Here is a 20412-nt window from a genome sequence, read left to right as displayed (position 1 = left end):
ATGTGGCAAGTTGTAAAAAGAGATGTGAGATTTTGGATAGGTATTACTTTTTTGAGTGTACTAATGATTGTTAGTATTGGATATACGGTGTTTTTTGATGGTAATATTCGTGAACTTACGATGATGTATAACGAAAAAGGGGAACTAGAGGCAGCTCCATTTTCACCATCAAGTAAATTTTGGTTTGGAAGTGATGTGAAAGGTCGTGACCTTGTTCAATTAATAATAGAAGGCGCGAAATGGACAGTTGGAGCGAGTATAATTATAGCGATTTTACGAGTTATAGTTGGAGGGGGAATTGGTTTACTTCTTGGTATGTATGGTAAACGTTCTTTTCCAGTTATTTCATCCTTTTTTAATCCTTTTAGTATTGTACCGATGGTTATGATTTCTTATTTTATGTTAAATGAAGTTTTAACGTTTGACAGTGGAGCGGAAGTTGTGCCGTTATATTTGCGTGTGACATTTCAAATTATAGTACTTGTATGCCTTGCTGTACCAACGGTTATGTTGTATGTAGCGCAAGAAGTCAAGCGTATTAAGAAGGAAGAATTTATGTTGGCAGCTACTGTGCTCGGCGGAAGTAAGTGGCATAGGTTGAAGCGCCATATATGGCCGCATATGTTACCGTCATTTCTTTTATTAGTAGCCCAACAATTTGTAAGTACTTTATTACTACTTTTACACCTTGGTTTGTTGCAATTATTTTTTGGTGGAACAATAACCTTCAGTGGAATGGATCCAGATAGTGTAACAAAAGAATGGACTGGCCTAATTGGTCAAAACTTCCGCCATTTAACTACACATACATGGATTGTACTTATACCAATTGCTTTTTATAGTATGACAATTTTAGCGGGAAATCTAGTTAGTAATAGTATGCAAGATGCGATTAAACTAGGAAATGTAAGAACACCAAGGAGCAAGGATAAAGAGGTAAAGGAAGAGAAGCGAGTACAAACTAATATGAATGATTTTTCCTTTTATAGAGAGATACAAAAATAAAAAAGATAGCTGAAGACAAATCGTTTTCAGCTGTCTTTTTTGTTTATAGTGGTGGTAAATCAATCTTACCTTCTTCAAATAATTCTTTTATCATATGCTTCGTATAACCAGCTGCCTGACCAAAGGTGATTTTTGCTGGCATTGGTGCTTCATTTGCATCTACAACTACATCAATAATACACGGTCTATTTTGTTTTATCGCATTTTCGAAAGCTGGAAGTAGTTCATCTACATTCTCAACACGGTATCCAATACCTCCGCACGCCTCTGCGTATTTTGCAAAATCAGGGTTTGTTAAGTCTGTGCCAAATTCGATGTTCCCCATAACTTCTTGTTCGAATTTAATCATGGCGATCTTATTATTGTTTAAAACAACGACCACGATCGGCAGTTTATATTTAACAGCTGTTACGAAGTCGTTCATTGTCATTCCAAAACCACCGTCACCACAAACTGCAAATACTTGTTTATTCGGGTAAGCAATTTTTCCAGCAAGTGCACCAGGTAAACCGCAGCCAAGTGTTGCGAGCCAACTAGAAATGATAAATTGTTGATTTGTCATACGGAAGTGTCTTGCTGTCCATACTGTTACATTTCCGACATCGACTGATAATATTGCATCATCATGAGCTACTTGTTGCAGTGCATGCATAACACGTTGTGGCTTAATTGGAGTAGAAGTATCGTCTTCTTGATCGTGTAATTTTTCTTCCCACTTTTTCATCATTTCTTGATGATGCTCTAAGAAGGAATGGTCCTCCTGTTTTTCTACATTTTCAATTAACCATTTTAATGTTTTATCAGCGTCACCAGCTAAGCCGATATCTGTTACGTAACGTTTCCCGATTTGGGCAGGATCAGTATCGATATGAATTGTTTTTGCTTTTTCGGGTAAGAAGCCAGTAAACGGATAAGAAGTACCAACCATAATTAAAGTATCTGCATGTTTCATTGCATCATAAGAAGGTTTCGTTCCAATTAATCCTAATCCACCGATACAAAGTGGATGATCATCAGGGATAATTCCTTTAGCTGGTAATGTAAGTACAATTGGAGCACCAATGTGTTCTGCGAAAGTAAGTAAAGATTCTCTCGCATGTTTCGTACCTTTTCCAGCTAAAATAACTGGCTTTTTCGCTTCATTTATTGCGAGTTTTGCAGCGTGTAAATCTTCTTCTTGCGGAAATAACTCAGGTAATGTAAAAGAAGTATTTGTAACACGAGCACCACTTTTTACTTCGAATTTCGGAACATCATCTGGAATTGTAAGAACAGATACACCTTTTTTCGTATACGCCATTCGAATCGCTTGATTCACGACAGCTGGTAGCTGTTCTGCTGACATAATGCGCTGGTTATATACCGCAACATCATCGAATAATCTTTCTAAGTTTACTTCTTGGAAAAAATCCGTCCCGAGTAAATCGGTTTCAACTTGACCTGAAATTGCTAGAACAGGGGCTTTATCGAGTTTAGCATCATATAAACCATTTAATAAATGAATAGCACCCGGCCCTGCGATTGCCATACAAACGCCGAGTTTTCCTGTTAACTTAGCATAGGAAGCTGCTGCTAGTGCACCAGCTTCTTCATGGCGAACTTGAATGAATTTGATTTTATCTTGTTTTTTTCTTAAAGCTTCAATTATAGAATTGATAGAATCTCCAGGCATTCCGTAAATGTGTTCTACTCCCCAGTCAATTAATAGGTCAACTAATGCTTCACCGGCTGTTTTCCCAAACATAATTTTTCCTCCTTATAATAGGTAGATACTATTATGTTTTGGAGAAAAAGGAAAAATATACAAATGATTATATTATTATCTTTAATGATGACCAGTAACTAGTGTAAATACAGTTATTATTAAAAATCCACTAGTTGCCCACATTAAAAATGTAAGGAAGGAGAGCTGTTTTTTAGCCTTCCAAAGCATTTCGTGAATTGTGACATAGCCAAGTGAACCGATAGCGCTCCCCATAATGAGCCCTTGTAAATGTAGAGCTTTTCCTTCCATCAAAATGCCAAAAACAGTACCAGTTCCGAGAATAAGTGAAAGTAATAAAGTCGTTAATAAAAATGAAATGTATTTATGCTTTGTAAAGAGGAAGGGGATGATTAATGCTAAGCCTTCAGGAATATGGTGAATTACAATTGCAAGTAAAAAAGGAATGGCAGAGTCGTTATGATTTATAAATGCTGTACCTAATGCAAAGCCACTCGGCAAATTATGAATAAATATAGCAAAAGAAAGAAAAAGGAAAGTTTGCCACGCTTGTTGATCTTTTTTATGTATCATTGGATGATGACAATAGTTATCTAATAAACTCATAACCAAAATACCGATAGCTATACCGAGTATAGGGCCGATTATTTCATAGCTTGCAAATGTTTCAGGAATAATTTCAAGGGATAAAAGGCCAAGCAAAATTCCGCCACATAATGCATATAAACGATGCATTTTTTCTTCAATTAGCTGGCGCGTAGCAATGCCAACAGCACCGCCTAATAATAAGCCACCGAATGAAAAAAATGTAACTATCATAGGAATCCATAATCGTTCCATCGTATCACACTCCGATTCTTCCACTTATTTTTAGCTTACGAAAAGGAAAGTTAGATTAGTCCAAGTAATTGTTTTTGATTATAGAGAAAAAACTAATAATTCGTTATAATTTATATATTAAATTTAAGTGGAAACATGAAATGGGGAATACGTTTGCAAACAAAATGGAGTCTATCTGAATACGAAAATCCAAAACGATATGATATAGAAAATAAAAGTTTGTCCGATTTTCCGTTCTTACTATCATGGGCACAAAAACTAAATATACAAAATGAATGGATTCTAGATATTGCCTGCGGTACAGGAAGGGTTACAATTCCATTTATAGAAAACGGATATCAAATGATCGGTGTAGATATACATGAAGGTATGCTTGCTGAAGCGAAGAGAAAATCTATGGAGTGTAAAAAAGTGAAATGGTTACAACAAGACTGCTTACAATTGAATATTGAAGAAACGATTCCGTTAGCATTTATGGTTGGCCATGGATTTCAGCATTTTCTTACGAATACTGATCAAAATAAGTTATTAACATCTATTCATCATGTGTTAGCTAATAATGGTATATTCATATTCGATACACGTTTTCCTTCAAAAGAAGAATTAATACAACCATCTACAGAAGAATATTGGACAACTATTCGTGATGAAAAGGGAAGAAAATGTGATTTATATACTGAAATGACATATGATTCAATTCAGCAAATACAGCACTACATAACAACAAGATGGTTTTATGAGGGGGATGTGAAAATAGAAGAACTGAAAACAACGATTGATCTTCGCTATACGTATCCGCAAGAGTTAGAAAGATTATTAGTAGCAAATGGTTTTGAATTATTACATATATATAATGATTGGGAGGGAAATGAGTTAGGGGAAGACTGCTATTCAATGGTAGTTGTTTGTCGGAAGAAAAAATTGTGTTATTTTAAAAATATGAGTGTAAAAAGCTTTTAAGGAGAGAAAAAGATGACTTGGTACTTAGATAATGTTTATGAAATAAATAAAGAAGCGCCCTATACATTCTATCTTCCTAGCTCAGAAGTTTTGGAGAAATTAAAGGTTGGAGATTTGGTGAAGCTAATTTTTGTATCTAAAAATGAGAAAGAAGATGGGTTTCATGGTGAAAGAATGTGGGTAGTAATCACTGAAAGAAATGAGAAGATGTTTGTAGGGGAACTGGACAATGATCCGTATCATTTAGATTTAAAAATAGGTGATAAAATTTCATTTGGAATCGAAAATATATGTGATACGGAATATGATGATCCAGCTTCAAGTGATTGGGATTTTTATTTTGATACGAAGGTAATTGTTAGTGATGATGTACTTGAAAAAAGAGAATTTAACTTTATGCTTAGAGATAATCGAACAGCAGAGGGCGATCCAGGTTGGTCAATTTTAAGTGGCTATGAAAGTGATGACTATATCAATAATCCTAAAAACTTTCAAATTATTTCAATTGGAGTCATTTTGAATATAGATGATTCTATTTTAAACTTTCTTGAGGAACCACCTTTATGCGCATATGAAAGGAATGATGAAGGTAGATTCTATAAAATTGAAGACTATGATTGGAATGCATATTTGAATGGATAGAAGAAGTTATTACGTTTTTAAATAAAGCAATGTATAGTATTCCATGCTATGTGTTGGATGAAGGTTTCACAAATAATAATTGAAAAGAGTATTAGTAAATGGAGGGATTTGTTATGCAGCAAATTAAAAAAATAGGAAACTCATTTTGGTATATGACACCTGTTTCTGAAACAGATAGACCTATATTAGGAATGGTCGTTGGACAAGAAAAAACTTTAATGATTGATGCAGGGAATTCAGAAGAACATGCACAATTATTTCTAGAAATGCTACAAGAACAAAATGTACCAAGTCCTGATTTCGTAGCATTAACGCATTGGCACTGGGATCATATTTTTGGATTGCCTGTACTACAAAATGCATTAACTATTGCGCATGCTGAAACGAAAAAAGAAATGCAGTCACTAGTATCTTATGAATGGACAGATGAAGCGTTGGACGCACGTGTAAAAGAGGGTACTGAAATTGCATTTTGTGCGGATTGCATCAAAAAAGAGTTTGAAGAAAAAGCGAGAAATATTAAAATTATTCCCCCGGCCTTAACGTTCCACAATCAAATTGAATTAGACCTTGGTGAAGTGACATGCGTGTTAAAACATGTCGGCGGAGATCATGCACATGATTCAGTTGTTATTTACGTGAAAGAAGAAAAGATATTATTTTTAGGAGACTGTATATATGCAGATATCTTTTCTTCAAAATGGAACTATACGACGAAACGAACGCTTAAATTAATTGAAGAATTGGAGTCATTTGATGCTGAAACCTATATTCTTTCTCATGGGACAGCTATAAGTCGGGATGAGTTTTTACAAGAAATGTATTTACTAAAAACAGTAGGAACTTATACAGAAATTCATAAAGCCGATGAAGAAAACATAAAGACAGCGTATAAACGAGACGTAGATAGAGAATTAAATGAAGATGAACTAGAAACAATAACGTTTTTTGTAAATGGTTTTGAAATGGATAATCTGTAAAATACAAATGAAATTGCACAAAAAGAGTATTGAAAGTTAATTCAATACTCTTTTCAATAGTTAAATATTAAGTTTTAACCAATTTCTAAATTTTTGTTGGCTCATTGCCTAACGTGATACCATTTTATTTATTTTCGTATAGATAAGTTTTCAAATGGACGCTTTCTTCGCTAATTCAGTTATATAGTTAAAAAATCCATTGTGGTTTACATCATAAACGACATTTACAGGTCGCCCACCGTCAAATTCCACTGTACGCCCCTGGCTAGGTCCATATGTATGAACAATACTATTAATTGTTTGTAATTTTGCAAGATCAGATTTTCCGATAAAGGCAGCAGTTAATACATCCCACAAATAGTAAGTAGAGTTAGTTGAGAAATGAACGAGAGGGGGAACCATTGCATAGCATTGACCAAGGAAATCAACACCAATATATTTACGCTCTTTTGCCCACTGTTCACGTATGTTAATAGTTAACGGAACTTGGTTTGTACTTTCTAGTGTCACTAAGTCGATTTCAATTTTTGCCTCCCACACACGAGCTACTGCTTCAGGGTCCCAAAACGAATTCCACTCAGCTGTTCCATCATGTTCTGGTTCATGTACATTGCCGGCAGTACGAAATGTTCCTCCCATCCAAACAAGGCGCTCAATTTTCCCCTCGATTACAGGTGCTTCATATAGTGCACGAGCTAAATCCGTAAGAGGACCTGTAAATAATAAATTTGTTTTCTCTTCAGTTTGTAGTAGGGTTTCAATTAAGTGATGATGTGCAGGTTTTGCCGCAATAGGTGTTACAACTTTTCCAGACTCATTTAAAATTGGTAAAGCATCTACATAAAATGCATGCATCCGCCAGTCTTTTGGAAATGGATTTTTCGCACGGGAATTTGATGCGGCAACTTCAATATTTTCTTTGCTGAAGCGATCAATAATTTTGCGACTTGCTGAGATTGCTGGTTCCAAATAGCAGTCTGCAGGGATAACTGAAACACCTGTAAGTTTGACATTATCCATTTGGAGTAATAAAAATAGTGAAATTAAATCATCTACACCACCATCATGATTGAAGTACACTTTTTTCGTCATTGTAATCGCCATCCTATATAATTTAGTTAGGAATTAAATATGAATTGTGGAAAAATCATCAATGATTTCCACCACTTCAATTTTTCCATTGATTAATAACTCAGGAAGTTCATTATTTACAGTTCCTTTCCAATACTCTCTAGCTTGTTCAATTTTTTGAGAGAAAGGAATACCATCTTCTTTCGGTAAAAGATTTCCGTCACCTTCAAAATAATGTCCAATTACTCGTAGTTTAACAATCTGCAAAACTTCTCGATTGTAAGAATCAAATAATACTTTCCATTTTAAAGTATCTTCATAGCTCTTTGCAGCATATAAACAAGATAATCTTGAAGGGTATTCAGGGAATTCTTGTAGTCTTACCATTTCTACAATCGTTTCTCTAACGGCTCTAATTGTTTGATCCATATAATTCATAACTACTTTAGCATTTTCATTCTTTATATGTAATTCTTCATTTGTATAATGTTCTTTTAAAATTTGCATGGGATCTTCACCGTTAGAATTCAAATGTTCCCTTTCAAAAAAGAAATGAAAGAGGGTATTCGTTTGATTTTTATCGAAATGAATGATTTGTCCAATATTCATTTTTTTCCTTGTTACGATGTGATATGCGTAAAACGCTTGTTTATCCATGGTTATCCTCCTAGTAGTAACTATCAGGTATTACAAAGTTAAATTTAATAATTCAACATTGAGATATATAAAACCTTTATAAATGAAAGTAAGGATTTGAGCAGAAAGTAAAGAAAATATATGATAGCGCTTTAAATTTGTTCACAAAATGTTCACTTACGAAGAGGTTTCCACAATCGATATAATGACAAAGACTCAAAGAGAAAGGATGATAAAAATTGCCAACAACAAGAAAGGAAAACCTCCAATTTGGTATGATGATGTGCCTTGGGATGGTTATTGTAATGACGTTTTATAATTTATTGATGAATGGAACAGGGGGACAAATTCATATTAAGGAGATCGCATTAGAACTAATAATTGGATTCATTATTGCATTATTAATTGAAATATGTATCGTTGGACCTTGTGCGAAAAAAATTGTATTCATGTTACCGTTTGATAAATGGAAGAAAATAAATATTATAGTTGCGATGGCGACAGCTATGGTAATCGGAATGGTTTTCTTTATGTCTTTTTACGGAATGGCTATGATGTATTTACATGGTGGACTACAAGGAGACTCATTTGTATCAATGTATTTTTCAATTTTCATTAAAAATTTCATTTTGGCGTATCCACTACAATTAATTATTATGGGGCCAATTATGCGTTTTTTATTTGGAAAGTTTGTTATGAAGAATAAACCTGTTAATATAGCGTAGTTATAATTATTAAAATGTTATATAAAGATAAAATAATAAAAAACACATCTCAAATATTTTGAGTTGTGTTTTTTATTGTTCATTTGTAGCTATTTTCATACTGATGTGACATTTGTCCTTTTGCCTTTTTAGGATTATAGCTTTTAATTAAGTTAGAAATAGAAGATTAGGAGATGATTTTTTGAAAGGCGTTGTATTTGCTATTTTAGCTGGCGTATTTATTACACTTCAAGGTACATTTAATGCAAAACTTAGTTCACATATCGGTATATGGTCAACGAGTATTATAACGCATTTAATTGGAGTCCTTATTGCAACAACTGTATTTTTGTTAAAGAAAGAAGAGAAAGTAGCTGCTTTAAAGGATGTGAAAAAAATATATTTAGTAGCTGGTGCACTTGGTGGGTTAATTATTTGTGCAGAAACAATAGCAATACATTCAATGGGAGTTACATTAACAGCTGGAACACTCATGGTTGCTCAATTATTAACAGCAACTCTAATTGAAATGAAGGGATTATTTCAAATAAAAAAGATACAGATGGAGAGATATCATATTGTGGGAACAATAGTAATGATTATAGGTATTGTGGTATTTAACATGTAAATGAAAGGAGGAAATGAAAATGGAGAATAAATCAGATTTAATTATCCATTATTTGAAAACTAATAAAATGCTTAAAATTTTTTCAGAGATAGATACAGCTTATTTTCAAGTAAATCATTTTGATAAAGGTAAGTTTATATGTAATATAGATGACGCAATGGATCGTTTATATTTTGTTGTTAAAGGTAAAGTAAAAGTTTATACGATTACACCAGAGGGGAAGAAACTGATCCTTCGTTTTATCAATCCATTGGCGGTTGTTGGTGATATTGAATTCATACAAAATAGCAAAGTGCATAATGTCGTTGAAGCTTGTTCAGATGTTATAGCCATCTCTATTTCTCATGCTGTAATTAGAAATAAGTTATTACATGATCCTATATTTATGAACTTCTTACTTGAAAACATTGCAAACACATTAAAAATATCGACTCGTTTTACAGCACTTAATTTACTTTATCCGGTAGAAGTACGTGTAGCTAGTTATTTACTTTCTATTTCTACTGATAGTAACGGGAATATGTATAAAAAAGATTTGGATGCAACTTCGATATCAAGTATTGCGGATTTTATAGGAGTAAGTTATCGGCACGTAATTCGGGTGTTACAAAAATTTTATAAAGAAAAATTAATTGAAAAGAGAAATGGAGTTATTGTAATTAAAGACTTTTTTAAAATGAAGGAAGTTGCTAAAGATAATATTTATGAGTAATGAAAGGGAGAGGAAGATTTTGATTGGATTTAGTTTAGCTATATTAGCAGGAATATTAATTAGCTTACAATCTGTTTTTAATACGAAAGTGAATGAAAATGTAGGGCAGTGGTTAACAACTACATGTGTTCTTGGAATCGGTCTTGTAAGTTCAGTGCTATTTTATATCATTACAGAGAAAAGTATAAGCGTTAATTTTTACACTACAAATTATTTGTTTTATGTAAGTGGGTTGTTTGGTATCGGATTAATTATTTGTATAATGGGTGCAATAAAGAGCTTAGGTCCAGCATATACGGTGCTCATTAGTCTCATAACTCAATTAGTAGTTGCGTTATGTATTGATACATTTGGATTATTTGGAATGGAGAGCATTCCATTACAAATAAATAAATTAGTTGGTATAGGTCTATTAATTATAGGGATAGGAATTTTTAAAAATTTATTTTCGAGTAAGAAAGCTATTCTTATAAATCAGGATATGAAGTAGTGAATATATTCTTGTGAAGAGCTTACATCTATACGATACAATTATAAGTCAGTAACTAACGCAGTTGAAAAATAGGAAAAGAAGAAGACCTTGTAAACTTAAGGTCTTCTTCTTTTCCTATTTTCTATTGAACCGCAAATGAACAAACTTCAACATCTTTATTAAGTTTACAATTCGCATCATAATACGTGTACTACCATCCCAATCTCTATTTGTAGGTATATTTTTAAAGAAAGGAGAGCAGCTTAAGACTTTTATGTTTGAAGACCATTTTTCTAGTGTTTTTGGATTATTTATATAAAAATACATTAGAGCGCCATTATTACCAGATTTTCTTACTGTAACATTTGAAAGGTTCAGTGCAAATTTTGATTCAGCGTCAAAGTATAATTCGCCTCCAGGGAAACGTTTTGACATAGCGACTATGACTTTCTTCAAATCCTCTTCTTTAAAGTAATAAAACACGCCAGCTGATATAAAAAGAATACCATCGTCTGGATCATATTTTATATCGTCAAACCAAGAAGTATCAAAAAATGATTTAGCGATGCTCATGTTTCTTGGTGTATCTTCAATTAATGTTTTTCGAAATGAAATAGCATCGGGCAAATCAAGATTATACCAATGTATCGTACCGTTATCAATTCTAGAAAAAGTAGTGTCTAGTCCAGAACCTATATTTACAATAGTAGCATTTGGATGTTTTATAATGAATTTTTTTATCGTATCATCAATTTTTCGTGCCCGAGTAATGTATGTGATACATCCATATTCACCAAATGTATTTGCTATTGAGGAGAAGTCAAAATCACATTCTTTAATAATACGAATAGCCTCTGTATCATCTAAAATATCTTTATTGTTCTCACTGCCATACGCACGTCCCCATAGCGGAATAAGCATCGTACCTTGTACTGAATGTATATCTATTTCTTTAACCATGAAATATCCTCCGGGTAATAAAAAATTATTTGTATTTTTAATCGTTATTTAACATTTTTGAGAGCATTTTATTTGTTTTAAACAATCCGTAAGTTAAATCACGTTGATCTTCTTCACTTAGTTTCTCAAGATTATGAGTGAAATTATTATATATTTGTTTCCATCTCTCATAATGTACCTTTTTAGCTTTTTCTGTCAGAGAAATGAGTACAGCTCTTTTGTCTACCGTATCTTGTTTTTTTATAATGTATCCGTTTAGTTCTAAATTGCGAACTGTTACGCTTAATTGTTGCTTAGGGATGTTTAAATAACTAGCAATCATTTTTAAATTTACAGGCACCTTTTGTTGTGCGATATATTCCACTACATGTTGCTCTAAATGTGTAAATTCAGATGATTTTTCCGATAATAATTTGAAAGTACCTGACATATTTAATAACAAATTCATGTATTCGTTTAATAATTCGTTTTGGGACATCATTTTCGCTTCCTTTATGCATTTAGTAATTATTTTATTACTATTTTAATGATAAATCAAACGATTTAATCTATTATGGTAAATTAATGTTTACTATATTTTTTAAGAAATCATATGAATTGAAATAGAAGAGTATGAGAGATGCTTTTAGGGTAGGAGGATATGACCGAAAATAAAATATTACTAAATACATATAACTAATGCGTGCAATGTCTTTTTCAGTTATTATGTTGAAAATAATTTTATGTTAAAATCTTTTACATAATGAAATAAAGGGGTAGTATTCTATGGGTTATTTCTCAAACAGTTTATTAGTTTTGTTTGTTCTTATCGTCTGCAGTTGTATGATTTTTGGTTGATAAAATAATGATAGATTTATATAAAAGAAGTTAACTGATGTGAGGTTAACTTCTTTTTATTTTATGTTGAGAAGGAGTTATTTTGTTCTTATGGAAGTTTGTTAAAGGTAATTTCATATTAGGGTGATTTTATGAAATACAAACAAGAAAATAAGGAGTATTAACATGAATAATAGTATAAATTACACAATGGAACACCCGACAGATTTCAATGGATTATTAGTCTTATATGAATCTTTAGGATGGAATTCTCTTCAATTAACGGTTAACGAGTTAGAACAAATGTGTAAACAAAGTTGGTACGCAATTTATGCTTTTGATGATAAGAAGTTAGTAGGGATGGGGCGTATTATATCAGATGGCGTAATAACAGGCATTATTTGTGGTATATGTGTATTGCAAGAGTATCAGTCCATTGGCATTGGAAAAGAAATAGTAGAAAGATTAATCCAGCACTGTGAACAAAACAAGGTTATTCCCCAACTTATGTGTGTAGAAAAATTGCAATCTTATTATGAATCTATAGGGTTTGAGGCATTCTCTATTGGGATGACAAAACCTATTAAAAGATAGTGTGGCTTTATATTTTCGGTGTAGTTGTGTATATTTTCAAACTTCATCATAAAGGAGACGGACTATATGGAGATTGCTAAAGGGGTAGAAATGTTACAACTTGAGTTTCAAGAATTTATTATTCACCCAATTCTTTTATGGGATGATGAAATGGCAGTGTTAATAGATACTGGTTTTCCTGGACAATTTGAAGATATACAAATAGAGATGGAGAGAGTTGGGATATCTTTTGATAAGCTAAAAGTTGTGATTTTGACACATCAGGATATAGATCATATAGGTAGCCTTCCTGATTTATTGGAGAATGGTGTAAGTGATATTAAAGTTTATGCGCACGAGCTAGATAAATCTTATATTGAAGGGGAGTTTCCTTTACTGAAGGATGGACAAGTAAAGAATCCACCAAAAGGAAAAGTGAGTGATACTGTGATTGATGGGCAAGAACTGCCGTATTGCGGTGGGATATTAATTCTACATACTCCAGGGCACACCCCTGGTCATATTAGTTTATATTTGAAACAAAGTAAAACCCTTATTGCAGGAGACTCGATGTATAGTGTGAATGGAAAGTTAGAAGGAATTCACGCCCCAACAACTTTAAATGTTAAGGAAGCACAGCAGTCTTTGAAGAGGTATTCAAATCTAGATATTGAATCGGTAGTTTGTTATCATGGGGGATTAAGTAAGGAGAATATAAAGATTCAAATTCAAAATTTGTAAAAGTTGAAGAGGAATTTTTTGTTAAACTGTGCTGAAGTATAATCTAATTAATAGTAAATAAATAATAAAAGAGCATGTTTGAAAAAAATTCAAACATGCTCTTTTATTAAATGAAATCTATTTAAGATTAACGGCCTAACCCGTTCCAATAAAAAGAAACGATTTCTTGGGCTAATTCATCTATATTTGTAAGAATAGGATTGTGATTTTCATCTTTAAAATTCCCAATTGATAATAAAGATACGAATGCATGAGCCGCAAAAATAGCGTTTCCTCTTGGGATTTCTCCAAGTTGCATTGCATCATAAAGTGCTTTTTCTAATACTTCATACATGTTGTCTTCAGCATTTTTTAATTGTTTCAATTGTTCTTCAGATAATGATAGTTTTGCATCTTTCATAAAATTCTTCATATCAATATCCATCGTTGCGTGTAAGTAGACTTTAGCGAAGTCCAATAATCTTTCTTTTAAAGTCTTATTTGTAGAAAGGATTTGAGACATATTTTCGCGTATACGTACCATCATTTGAATCATAGTAGCGGTAAATAAATCTGCTTTTGTTGAATAGTAATAGTAGACGGTTGCTTTCGTAACACCACAAACTTTTGCAACTTCATCCATGGAAACGACTTGATAATTTTGAGTAAGAAATAGGCGAGTTGCAACTTCCAAAATGGTTTCTTTTGTAGATTTTGTATTTTTATTTTGACGAGGCCTTCCGAGAGGACGTTGTTTTTGTTCCAAATCCATTCGCTCCTGACATGTATTGTTGAAATAATTATAACATAATTTTTAATCTTTCTTGATTAATTAACCGACCAGTATATATAATTAATATTGGAGGGAAAAAGGAAGGTGGGTTTTTATGAAAAAGCACCCGTTACATATGTTAGGGAGGCTTGTAGCAGGGAAGCATACACAGTGGATAACTTTATCGGTTTGGATTCTTATTACATTATTACTTTCATTTACGTTACCACAAGTAAACAGTACGAAAGAACCGAATCCGAAAAATTTACCTGAAACAGCTATGTCGCAGCAAGCGGAAGCACTTATGAAAAAAGAATTTCCGAATAATGCAGGGAATCCTTTATTAGTAGTATGGTATAGAGATGGTGGATTACAGTCACAGGATTATAAACTCATACAAGACGTTTATAAAGAGTTAAAAGCCAGTCCTTTAAAGGAGCAATCAACGTTACCACCATTTGATACATTACCAGAACAAGTATTATCAAAAAGTGCATCAAAAGATGGTACATCATTTGTTACACCGGTATTCTTTAATAAATCTGCCGGAACAGATATATTAAAAGGAAATCTTGAAGATTTAAGAAAGATAGTAAATAGTAAGGTGGAGGAAGATCCATTTAAACAAAAAATAAGTGAATCTGGTTTACATGTTCGCTTATCTGGACCTGTAGGTATTCAAACGGATGCAGTTAGTTTATTTAGTCAAGCAGATGTGAAATTGTTAGTTGCTACTGTACTACTAGTATTAGTCTTATTAATTTTACTGTACCGTTCACCGATATTAGCAATTTTACCTTTACTTGTTGTTGGCTTTGCATACGGTATTATTAGTCCTACACTTGGTTTTTTAGCTAATCACGGATGGATTAAAGTAGATGCTCAGGCAATATCAATCATGACAGTATTATTGTTTGGTGCTGGAACGGACTATTGTTTATTTTTAATTTCAAGATATCGAGAGTACTTGCTAGAAGAAGAAAGTAAATATAAGGCGCTGCAACTTGCAATTAAAGCTTCTGGCGGAGCAATTATAATGAGTGCGTTAACTGTTGTACTTGGATTAGGAACATTATTACTCGCTCATTACGGTGCCTTTCATCGATTCGCAGTACCATTTAGTGTTGCTGTATTCATAATGGGAATTGCTGCTTTAACAATTTTACCAGCGTTATTATTGATTTTCGGTAGAACTGCATTCTTTCCATTTATACCGAGAACAAGTTCAATGAATGAGGAATTGGTAAGAAAGAAAAAGAAAGTCGTAAAAGTTAACAAATCAAAAGGTGCCTTTAGTGAAAAACTTGGAGATGTTGTAGTACGAAGACCGTGGACAATAATTATGCTCACTGTATTTGTTTTAGGTGGATTGGCTTTATTTGTACCACGTATTCAATACACATATGACTTATTAGAATCATTTCCAAAAGATATGCCTTCCCGCGAAGGGTTTACGTTAATTAGTGATCATTTTTCAGCTGGGGAACTAGCACCAGTAAAAGTTGTTGTTGATACGAAAGGAAAAGAGCTTCCTATTAAAGAAGAACTAGAGAAGTTTTCTTTCGTAAAAACTGTGAAAGACCCAAAAGAGGGTAAAGAAAATAAGCAAATACAAATGTATGAGGTTTCTTTAGCTGAAAATCCATACTCAATTGAAGCGTTAGATCAAATCCCTAAATTGAAAAAAAGTGTAGAAAAAGTATTAAAAGATGCTGAGATTAGTAATGCAGAAGATCAACTATGGATTGGCGGAGAAACAGCGTCATTATATGATACAAAGCAAATTACGGAACGTGATGAAGCAGTTATTATTCCAGTAATGATTAGTATTATAGCTTTATTGTTACTTGTTTACTTACGATCAATTGTTGCGATGATTTATTTAATTGTAACTGTTGTATTATCGTTCTTCTCGGCACTAGGAGCAGGGTGGCTAGTACTTCATTATGGTATGGGAGCGCCGGCCATTCAAGGTGCGATACCGTTATACGCATTCGTATTTTTAGTTGCTTTAGGTGAAGATTATAATATCTTTATGGTTTCAGAAATATGGAAAAACAGAAAGACACAAAATCATTTGGATGCTGTAAAAAATGGCGTTATACAAACAGGTAGTGTCATTACATCCGCAGGTTTAATTTTAGCAGGAACTTTTGCGGTATTAGGTACACTTCCAATTCAAGTTCTTGTTCAATTTGGTATTGTAACTGCAATTGGAGTATTACTAGATACGTTTATCGTAAGACCGTTACTTGTACCAGCAATCACAGTAGTTTTAGGTCGCTTTGCTTTTTGGCCAGGAAAGCTTTCAAGAAAGAGTGAAGAAGTACAAAAGGTGGATGCATAGTTAAGAAAGCCAAGGATATTTTCCTTGGCTTTCTTCTATGTAGTTTATTAATTTTTTGAAGTCAAATCATCAGTTAAAGCATGATCAGCATCTTCAATAGCAGTTTCTGGCATTCCATATAAGCCATTCATTGCTTGTTCTTCTACATTAAGGTTTACAGTATTATTATTTTGAATAGGTGTATTGTTTGCGATAGCATTATCTTTTTTATTTACATTTTTGTCATTCATATTTGAATCCTCCAAACGTCAGTTGATTTATTAATAGTATGTGGTTGGATTTCAATAAATATGTGAATGAATTTTTGTAGATGTTATATAATTAAATAAAACTTTAACTATTAGGAGTGAACAGGTATGGTGAAAGCAAGAAAGTTAGCCTTCTAAAATAAAATTTTAGGAGGCTATTAAAATGAGGTTTCATATAATTGACAGAGAAAATTGGAATAGAGAGCAGTATTTTGAACATTATTTAAAATTGAAATGTACGTTTAGTATAACTGTAAATGTTGATATCACGAGGTTATTAAAGAAATTACATCAAAAGGGAATAAAATTTTATCCCGTTTTTATATATTTAATTTCTAAAGTAGTAAATATTCATAAAGAATTTCGAACATGTTTTAATGATGAAGGAGTTTTAGGTTATTGGGAGGAAATGACACCAAGTTATACAATCTTCCATAAAGATGATAAGTCTTTTTCAAGTATATGGACGGATTATTCTAGTGATTGCTACATTTTCTATAAAAATTATGAAGAAGATATGAGATGCTATGCTAATGTTCATGGTCTCTTCACGAAAGAGAATATTCCGCCAAATGCTTTTCCTATTTCTAGTATACCTTGGGCTAGTTTTACTGGATTTAATCTTAATATTAATAATGATGGTGATTTTCTATTACCGATAATAACTTGTGGGAAATATTTTAATGAAGAGAATAAGATTATACTACCAGTTTCATTGCAAGTCCATCATTCGGTTTGTGATGGGTATCATGCGAGTCGATTCCTAGAGGATTTACAGGAGTTAAGTAATAGTTGCAACGAGTGGCTAAAGTAATATCTAATTTTTAATAATATACAATTAAAACTAAATAAAAGAAGAGAACATGTTTATATTGCATGTTCTCTTCTTTATTCATTAATATTGAGTTATTGTGGAAAATATAGGTTGATTTGTAGTTTAATAGTAAATAAGATGATTAATTTTAATTTTCTTTATTTTATAACTATAAAGTTCATAAAACTTATTATATTGTAACAATGAAGGGGAAAACAAAAATGACGATAATTTGTATAGAAAAAGCTACAATTTTAGATACTGAAAAGTTAACAGAAATAATGACAAGAACATTTGATGAAGAAGCAAAACGATGGCTATGCGGTCAAGGTGGTGTAATTGACTATAACATTCAACCGCCAGGTTATTCTTCAGTTGAAATGATGAAATATTCGATTGAAGAATTGGATTGTTACAAAGTGATAATGGATGGAAAAATAATCGGAGGAATTATAGTTACGATCTCAGGTAAGTCATATGGCCGAATTGATCGTATTTTTGTAGAGCCTGTTTATCAAGGAAAAGGAATTGGATCACATGTTATTAAATTAATAGAAGAGGAATATCCAAGCATAAGGATTTGGGATCTCGAAACATCCAGTAGACAAATTAATAATCATCATTTTTATAAAAAAATGGGCTATGAAATAATTTTTAAATCTGAAGATGAGTATTGTTATGTAAAAAGAATAACTGTAGAGTCAGCTAAAGAGAAACTGATTAAAAATAATGATATGAAAAATAGCCAATATGAAAACTGTAATCTAGCAAATACAGAGTATTATCAAGTGAATTTAAAAAACAGTTCCTTTGTTGGAAGTAATATAATGCATATGAATATGAGTAATTGTAATGTAAGTCAATCAAAGTTTAGAAATATAAATTTAAAAAGTTCTTTATATGCAGATTTAAATCTTTCCGGTAGTAAATTTTCTTTTGTGACTTTAGGTGGAGTTCATTTTAAAGATACAAGCCTTGGAGAAGATAAGCTTCCTATTTCATTTAATAGATGTGATTTGGAAGGTAGTACGATAAGTAATAGTAATCTAAAAAATATGGAAATAGAAAATTGTGATATAACTGGTATGAAAATAAATGGTATTCTAATTGAAAATCTGCTTGAGTTATATAATAAAGTGAAAAGTTAACCCGCAATATTATGTAGATATGCTGGTCTTAATTTGGAAATTATACCGAAATAATTGTGTAAAAATAACATAAAGAAATATAGAAGGGAAGGGGTTTCAACCAGGGGTCTAGAATGGATTATGTATTGTTATGAATATGGAGGGGAGAAAATATGGAGATTAAACTAAGAGCGGTAGAAATACAAGATGCTAGAGCAATTCATCGTATATGCATACAAGATGATGTTTTACCTTATATGGTTTTCTTACCTAGTATGCGTGTAGATGCGATGGAAAATAGAATTCGTAATTTAGCGCCAAATCAATTTGAATTTGTTGCAGAGTATGATGGAAAAGTTGTCGGATTTGTTGGATTAACCCAAAGCCCAGGACGTAGATCTCATTCGGGGGATTTGTTTATGGGGGTAGATAGTGAATATCATAATAAAGGCATTGGGAAAGCACTTCTTACAAAAATGCTTGATTTGGCTGATAATTGGTTAATGTTAGAGCGAGTAGAGCTTGGTGTTTTAGCAACGAATCCTAAAGCGAAATCGCTATATGAAAAATTTGGATTTGTAGAAGAGGGAATAAAAGTAGGGAATTTGAAGGCTCACGGAAAGTTTATTAATGAAATTATGATGAGTCGTTTTAGACCTGATGGTTTAATCATACATAATGGATAGTGAAAAGCATGGCATTATACTGTCATGCTTTTTATTTGTTAGTTGTTGTTAGGCAGTTTTGGTTGCACTAAAAATAATGCTAAGCCAATAAAAATAACTGTAATGCCTAGTCCTTGTTGTAAAGAAATAGTCTCATTTAATATAAAGTACGCTAGTATACAAGTTCCAATCGTTTCTCCTAAAATGCTCATAGAAATAACTGTAGCACTCATCCATTTTAATAACCAATTGAATATTGTTTGACCTAAAATCGTAGCAATGAAAGCTAAGCCGATAAAGCACAACCAAGTTTGTGTAGAGTAATGGATGAAAGATTCTTGCTGCATGTAGGCAAATATACCGAGAAAACAGGCGCTACTTCCATAACTAATTACCGAATACAGTATAAGTGATAAATCTTTACGAACATGTTGGCTAATGAAAAAGTAAGCGGTAATAATTCCGGCCGCAATAAAGGCTAAAATATCTCCGTATAATGCTTCTCCGCTAATTTGGAAGTCTTGCCATCCGATGACGATACTTCCTGAAATAGCGATGAGGCAACCAATAACCGCTCCTTTCGTAAATCTCTCTTTAAATAGAAAGTAACCACCAATCATTGAAAATAAAGGTTGTAACGTTACGATAACTGTAGAACTCGCTACAGAAGTATATTGTAATGATTCAAACCATAGTACATAATGTGCAGCTAAAAATAGCCCGGATATGAATCCGAATCCCCATTGTCTTCTTGTTACTGTTTTTAGCTCGTTTCGATTATTTTTATTAAATAGTAATAACGGTAATAGAATTAGTACAGCAAAGAATAAACGGTAAAAAGCAATGATAGCCGCAGGAGCATCTGCCAATTTTACGAAAATTGCTGAAGTTGATAGGGCGAATACGCCGAAAAATAAGATGCAATATGAAAGAATAGGTGATTTCACAGTTTGTCCCTCCAATAGGTTGTTTATTATAATGAACTAAATACGATATA

23 protein-coding genes are annotated in these 20412 nt (G+C 32.5%); 14 read left to right on the top strand and 9 right to left on the bottom strand.

Features of this window, described 5'->3' with window-relative positions:
- Complete coding sequence (locus tag MKO96_RS03115) at positions 1-1005, top strand: ABC transporter permease subunit (protein WP_240586637.1); 1005 nt, start codon at positions 1-3, stop codon at positions 1003-1005.
- Between the two features lie 43 nt (positions 1006-1048).
- Here MKO96_RS03115 and MKO96_RS03110 read toward each other — a convergent pair whose 3' ends face one another.
- Both MKO96_RS03110 and MKO96_RS03105 read right to left on the bottom strand, forming a co-directional pair.
- Positions 1049-2749, bottom strand: a complete 1701-nt coding sequence (locus MKO96_RS03110) for a pyruvate oxidase (RefSeq protein ID WP_087980380.1) — start codon at positions 2747-2749, stop codon at positions 1049-1051.
- A gap of 81 nt (positions 2750-2830) precedes the next feature.
- Positions 2831-3568: a ZIP family metal transporter gene (locus MKO96_RS03105; RefSeq protein ID WP_240586636.1), complete on the bottom strand. Its 738-nt coding sequence runs from the start codon at positions 3566-3568 to the stop codon at positions 2831-2833.
- Positions 3569-3703: 135 nt separating this feature from the next.
- Here MKO96_RS03105 and MKO96_RS03100 point away from each other — a divergent pair, with 135 nt between their 5' ends.
- The 3 genes from MKO96_RS03100 to MKO96_RS03090 all read left to right on the top strand — a co-directional run bounded on the left by MKO96_RS03100 (position 3704) and on the right by MKO96_RS03090 (position 6150).
- Positions 3704-4528, top strand: coding sequence for a class I SAM-dependent methyltransferase (locus tag MKO96_RS03100; RefSeq protein ID WP_240586635.1), 825 nt, complete (start codon positions 3704-3706; stop codon positions 4526-4528).
- A 12-nt stretch (positions 4529-4540) separates the two neighbouring features.
- Positions 4541-5170 (top strand): immunity protein Imm33 domain-containing protein, encoded by a 630-nt coding sequence (locus MKO96_RS03095; RefSeq protein ID WP_240586634.1) that lies wholly within the window; start codon positions 4541-4543, stop codon positions 5168-5170.
- A 113-nt stretch (positions 5171-5283) separates the two neighbouring features.
- A complete protein-coding gene (locus MKO96_RS03090) occupies positions 5284-6150 on the top strand; it encodes an MBL fold metallo-hydrolase (RefSeq protein ID WP_240586633.1) in 867 nt (288 codons plus the stop codon).
- Positions 6151-6300: 150 nt separating this feature from the next.
- Here the strand turns inward: MKO96_RS03090 and MKO96_RS03085 are convergent, their stop codons facing one another.
- Together MKO96_RS03085 and MKO96_RS03080 are read right to left on the bottom strand one after the other, a co-directional pair.
- Positions 6301-7242: a nucleoside hydrolase gene (locus MKO96_RS03085; protein WP_240586632.1), complete on the bottom strand. Its 942-nt coding sequence runs from the start codon at positions 7240-7242 to the stop codon at positions 6301-6303.
- Positions 7243-7275: 33 nt separating this feature from the next.
- Positions 7276-7878: a DUF2441 domain-containing protein gene (locus tag MKO96_RS03080; protein ID WP_240586631.1), complete on the bottom strand. Its 603-nt coding sequence runs from the start codon at positions 7876-7878 to the stop codon at positions 7276-7278.
- A gap of 218 nt (positions 7879-8096) precedes the next feature.
- Between MKO96_RS03080 and MKO96_RS03075 the strand changes: the two genes are divergently transcribed.
- The 4 genes from MKO96_RS03075 (at position 8097) to MKO96_RS03060 (ending at position 10391) form a co-directional block, all read left to right on the top strand.
- A complete protein-coding gene (locus tag MKO96_RS03075; RefSeq protein WP_240586630.1) occupies positions 8097-8582 on the top strand; it encodes a DUF2798 domain-containing protein in 486 nt (161 codons plus the stop codon).
- Positions 8583-8763: 181 nt separating this feature from the next.
- On the top strand, positions 8764-9189 hold the full coding sequence (locus MKO96_RS03070) for a DMT family transporter (RefSeq protein ID WP_076537611.1): 426 nt from the start codon (positions 8764-8766) through the stop codon (positions 9187-9189).
- Between the two features lie 19 nt (positions 9190-9208).
- Positions 9209-9901 (top strand): Crp/Fnr family transcriptional regulator, encoded by a 693-nt coding sequence (locus MKO96_RS03065; RefSeq protein WP_240586629.1) that lies wholly within the window; start codon positions 9209-9211, stop codon positions 9899-9901.
- Positions 9902-9920: 19 nt separating this feature from the next.
- On the top strand, positions 9921-10391 hold the full coding sequence (locus MKO96_RS03060; protein ID WP_240586628.1) for a DMT family transporter: 471 nt from the start codon (positions 9921-9923) through the stop codon (positions 10389-10391).
- Positions 10392-10508: 117 nt separating this feature from the next.
- Here the strand turns inward: MKO96_RS03060 and MKO96_RS03055 are convergent, their stop codons facing one another.
- Positions 10509-11333 carry a class I SAM-dependent methyltransferase gene (locus tag MKO96_RS03055; protein ID WP_240586627.1) on the bottom strand — a complete coding sequence of 275 codons (825 nt, stop codon included), beginning with the start codon at positions 11331-11333 and terminating at the stop codon, positions 10509-10511.
- A gap of 37 nt (positions 11334-11370) precedes the next feature.
- Positions 11371-11811 carry a MarR family winged helix-turn-helix transcriptional regulator gene (locus MKO96_RS03050; RefSeq protein ID WP_240586626.1) on the bottom strand — a complete coding sequence of 147 codons (441 nt, stop codon included), beginning with the start codon at positions 11809-11811 and terminating at the stop codon, positions 11371-11373.
- Between the two features lie 524 nt (positions 11812-12335).
- Between MKO96_RS03050 and MKO96_RS03045 the strand changes: the two genes are divergently transcribed.
- On the top strand, positions 12336-12743 hold the full coding sequence (locus MKO96_RS03045; RefSeq protein WP_240586625.1) for a GNAT family N-acetyltransferase: 408 nt from the start codon (positions 12336-12338) through the stop codon (positions 12741-12743).
- 66 nt (positions 12744-12809) lie between these two features.
- Complete coding sequence (locus tag MKO96_RS03040) at positions 12810-13463, top strand: MBL fold metallo-hydrolase (protein ID WP_240586624.1); 654 nt, start codon at positions 12810-12812, stop codon at positions 13461-13463.
- A gap of 127 nt (positions 13464-13590) precedes the next feature.
- Here MKO96_RS03040 and MKO96_RS03035 read toward each other — a convergent pair whose 3' ends face one another.
- Positions 13591-14208 carry a TetR/AcrR family transcriptional regulator gene (locus MKO96_RS03035; protein WP_240586623.1) on the bottom strand — a complete coding sequence of 206 codons (618 nt, stop codon included), beginning with the start codon at positions 14206-14208 and terminating at the stop codon, positions 13591-13593.
- Between the two features lie 121 nt (positions 14209-14329).
- Between MKO96_RS03035 and MKO96_RS03030 the strand changes: the two genes are divergently transcribed.
- Positions 14330-16561 (top strand): MMPL family transporter, encoded by a 2232-nt coding sequence (locus MKO96_RS03030; protein WP_240586622.1) that lies wholly within the window; start codon positions 14330-14332, stop codon positions 16559-16561.
- Between the two features lie 47 nt (positions 16562-16608).
- Here MKO96_RS03030 and MKO96_RS03025 read toward each other — a convergent pair whose 3' ends face one another.
- Positions 16609-16791 (bottom strand): DUF4021 domain-containing protein, encoded by a 183-nt coding sequence (locus tag MKO96_RS03025; RefSeq protein ID WP_240586621.1) that lies wholly within the window; start codon positions 16789-16791, stop codon positions 16609-16611.
- A gap of 181 nt (positions 16792-16972) precedes the next feature.
- On the opposite strand from MKO96_RS03025, the gene catA reads away from it, so the two are divergent.
- The 3 genes from catA (at position 16973) to MKO96_RS03010 (ending at position 19436) form a co-directional block, all read left to right on the top strand.
- Positions 16973-17623: a type A chloramphenicol O-acetyltransferase gene (gene catA, locus MKO96_RS03020; protein ID WP_240586620.1), complete on the top strand. Its 651-nt coding sequence runs from the start codon at positions 16973-16975 to the stop codon at positions 17621-17623.
- Between the two features lie 221 nt (positions 17624-17844).
- Entirely contained in the window at positions 17845-18771 is a 927-nt protein-coding gene (locus MKO96_RS03015) for a GNAT family N-acetyltransferase (RefSeq protein WP_240586619.1), read from the top strand.
- Positions 18772-18923: 152 nt separating this feature from the next.
- Positions 18924-19436 carry a GNAT family N-acetyltransferase gene (locus MKO96_RS03010; RefSeq protein ID WP_048563037.1) on the top strand — a complete coding sequence of 171 codons (513 nt, stop codon included), beginning with the start codon at positions 18924-18926 and terminating at the stop codon, positions 19434-19436.
- A 38-nt stretch (positions 19437-19474) separates the two neighbouring features.
- On the opposite strand, the gene MKO96_RS03005 is transcribed toward MKO96_RS03010, so the two are convergent.
- A complete protein-coding gene (locus tag MKO96_RS03005; RefSeq protein ID WP_240586618.1) occupies positions 19475-20362 on the bottom strand; it encodes a DMT family transporter in 888 nt (295 codons plus the stop codon).
- Positions 20363-20412 lie beyond the last annotated feature (50 nt).

The sequence above is a fragment of the Bacillus sp. ES1-5 genome (genome assembly GCF_022487605.1).
Lineage (GTDB): Bacteria > Bacillota > Bacilli > Bacillales > Bacillaceae_G > Bacillus_A > Bacillus_A wiedmannii.
Note: the sequence above shows the minus strand (reverse complement) of the source record. Positions and strands in the feature narration are given on the sequence as shown.